General features: G+C 70.8%; 4 protein-coding genes. All 4 read left to right on the top strand.

Annotated elements, in window-relative coordinates:
* On the top strand, positions 1 to 927 hold a 927-nt coding region (locus QH283_RS00570), incomplete at its 5' end, for a thioesterase family protein (RefSeq protein ID WP_280501058.1).
* 31 nt (positions 928 to 958) lie between these two features.
* Entirely contained in the window at positions 959 to 1,780 is an 822-nt protein-coding gene (proC, locus tag QH283_RS00565) for a pyrroline-5-carboxylate reductase (protein ID WP_280501057.1), read from the top strand.
* 373 nt (positions 1,781 to 2,153) lie between these two features.
* Positions 2,154 to 2,444, top strand: a complete 291-nt coding sequence (locus tag QH283_RS30245; RefSeq protein ID WP_414689573.1) for a helix-turn-helix domain-containing protein — start codon at positions 2,154 to 2,156, stop codon at positions 2,442 to 2,444.
* A gap of 219 nt (positions 2,445 to 2,663) precedes the next feature.
* Positions 2,664 to 2,765 (top strand): 30S ribosomal protein bS22, encoded by a 102-nt coding sequence (locus QH283_RS00555; protein WP_003402602.1) that lies wholly within the window; start codon positions 2,664 to 2,666, stop codon positions 2,763 to 2,765.
* Positions 2,766 to 2,862 lie beyond the last annotated feature (97 nt).

The raw sequence follows: 2,862 nt of genomic DNA, 5'->3' as shown, positions 1-2,862 counted from the left end.
CCACCCGCCCCGGGCGCGGCGGGGGGGGGGGCGCGCGGCCCCCCCCCCCCGCCGGCGTCCGGCGCGGGGGGGGGGGCGCGCTTTCTCACCCCCCCCCCGTCCCCTTCCCCCCCCCACACCATGCGGGGGTACCCCCCCGACACCTGGACCGTCGGCCCCAAGGTGCACGGCGGCACCATGGTCGCGGGCAGCGCCGCGGCGGCCACCGCCTGGCTGCGCGAGAGCGACCCCGAGCGTGCGGCCATGTCGCCGATCGCGGTCAGCTCCGACTTCCTCGGCGCGCCCGAGCCGGGCGAGGTGGAGTACGAGGTGCGCACCCGCAAGGTGGGCCGCCAGATCTGCCTGGTCGACGTGACCCTCACCCAGGGCGGCAAGCCGCGCGTGCGCAGCGCGCTGACCTTCGGTCACCTCGACGACGCGGCGCCGATCTTTCCCTCCGCCGCCGTCGCGGGCGACGCCGCCGGCCAGGTCCACCACGACATGCCCGCCGAGCCGTCGCGGGACGCGGTCGGCTACGAGGACAGCCCGCTCGGCAAGGTCGTCAACGTCTCCGCGGGCGCGGACCTGGCCATGGACGGCAGCTGGGCGCCGTTCCTCACCGGCGGGACCGGGCTGCCCCGGCTGCGACTGTGGATCCGCCCCTTCGAGGGCGATCGCAGCGATCCCGAGGTGGCCGCCTACTTCGCCATGATGGCCGCCGACATCAGCCCGCCGGTGCCGATGAACCTCGGCCACTTCGGCTGGGCGCCCACCGTGCAGATGACCACCTATCTGCGACGCAGGCCCGCCCCCGGCTGGCTGCGCGTGGTCGCCACCACCCACGAAATCGGCGAGCGCATGTTCGACTGCGACCAGCTCGTGCTCGACAGCACCGGCGCGGTGGTCGCGCAGAGCAGGCAGCTCGCCCTGCTCCCCCAGCAACGCTGACGACTCCTGCCCGCGGCTAGCCTTTAGTGCCATGACGAGAATTGCGGTGATCGGTGGCGGCCGGATCGGTGAGGCGTTGATCGCCGGACTGCTGGAGTCCGGCCGGCTGGCCAAGGATCTGGTCGTCGTCGAGACGCACGCCGACCGGGCCGAGGTGATCGCGAGCCGGTTCGGGGTCAGGGTGACCGGGGAGATCACCGATGGCGCGGTGGGCGCCGACCTGCTGGTGATCGCGGTCAAGCCGGGCGATGTGGACGGCGTGCTGGTGCAGCTGGGCAAGGCCGAGCTCAATGTGGGCGGGCGCGACCAGGTGCTGGTCTCGCTCGCCGCGGGCGTGCCGACCGCCCGGCTGGAGGCCAAGATGCCCGCCGGGTTCCCGGTCGTGCGGGTCATGCCGAACACCCCGATGCTGGTCGGGCAGGGCATGAGCGTGATGGCGCCCGGCCGCTACGCCAAACCCGAGCAACTGGAGCTGGTCGGCGAGGTGCTCGCCAGCGTCGGCAAGGTGGTCACCGTGCCGGAATCGCAGATGGACGCGGTGACCGCGGTGTCCGGCTCCGGGCCCGCCTATTTCTTCCTCGTCGTCGAGGCGATGATCGACGCGGGCGTCGGCCTCGGCCTGACCCGCGATGTGTCCACCCAGCTGGTCGTGCAGACCATGGTCGGCTCGGCGGCGTTGCTGGACGAGGCCGAGCAGAGCGCTGTCGAATTGCGCGCCGCGGTCACCTCGCCCGCCGGGACCACCGCCGCCGCCCTTCGCGAACTGGAGCGAGCGGGAGTACGCTCGGCATTCCTGGAGGCGCTGCACGCGGCCAAGCAGCGTTCGGTCGAACAGGGCGCCTCGTCGGAGTGATCGGGTCGCCGCGGCAGACCCGCGTCCCGTGCCGCGCCCCGGGCGGCCGGGTCGCTGCCGCGGCGGCGGTGCCGCCGAAAGTCGGCGACATTTCGCGTGTGACATGTGGCCGCGGGCGGGTAGCCGGGGATATGTGACACGTGAGATCGGTCGGGCGAGCGCGGTGTTCGCCGCGTAGTGACGAAGCGGCGTTGTGACGAAGTTGTAGCCGCGTTGTCATCGAACCGGCGTAAAGGGCTTATTTCTCACACCCGTCGCAGTAATCCCACTGGTCCCGCTAAGCTTCAAGGAGCACGTGCGTGTCTGTTCCGCCGGTGGGGAAGCCGGCGGCGCGGACGTGCCGGAGGTCGATGGTGCAATGATGTCTGACAAGATGTCTGGAAACAGTTCGGGATCCTCACCCGGAACGCCGGGCTCGACCGGCGGTCGCGGTGGCTCCCGCGCACAGAACGGTCCCGGTACGCCGGGGCAGTCCGTTCTCGGCGGCGGAACGCAATTTCTGACCGTCGCCGAGGTGGCGAATCTGATGCGGGTTTCGAAGATGACGGTCTACCGATTGGTGCATTCGGGCGAGTTGCCCGCGGTGCGGGTTGGCCGTTCGTTCCGCGTCCATGCCAAAGCCGTCCACGACTACTTGGAGACGTCGTACTTCGACGCCGGTTGAGGCTCGTGCTCCGGCGTCGTGCCGGTCGGCCACGGCCGTGATCGAGGATCCCCCGGCGGGGGCCCGCCCGGGCGACCGGTAGGATGAATCCTCGGTTCGTGTCCGCCTGCCTGTGGCGCCAGTTCGTGGTGTCCGGTGGCCGCCGGCGGCCCGGATGCCGAAACAAGCTAGGCGTACGCCACGGCGTGCGCGCCGAGAGAGAGAACGCGAGGACACCCTATGGGTTCTGTGATCAAGAAGCGCCGCAAGCGCATGTCGAAGAAGAAGCACCGCAAGCTGCTTCGCCGCACGCGTGTTCAGCGGCGCAAACTCGGCAAGTGAGCCTGCGCGATCGCAAGTGAGGGGGGGGGGCGCCGCGGGGGGGGGGGGGGGGGGTTTTTTTTTTTTAATTTTTTTTTTAGAGAGGGGGTGGTGGGGG

Origin of the sequence: Nocardia farcinica (assembly GCF_029867845.1) — a bacterium.
GTDB lineage: Bacteria > Actinomycetota > Actinomycetes > Mycobacteriales > Mycobacteriaceae > Nocardia > Nocardia farcinica_A.
Note: the sequence above shows the minus strand (reverse complement) of the source record. Positions and strands in the feature narration are given on the sequence as shown.

Coding starts and splice junctions, on each gene's coding strand:
- proC (WP_280501057.1), top strand. CDS start 959: ATGACGAGAATTGCGGTGATCGGTGGCGGCCGGATCGGTGAGGCGTTG.
- QH283_RS30245 (WP_414689573.1), top strand. CDS start 2,154: ATGTCTGGAAACAGTTCGGGATCCTCACCCGGAACGCCGGGCTCGACC.
- QH283_RS00555 (WP_003402602.1), top strand. CDS start 2,664: ATGGGTTCTGTGATCAAGAAGCGCCGCAAGCGCATGTCGAAGAAGAAG.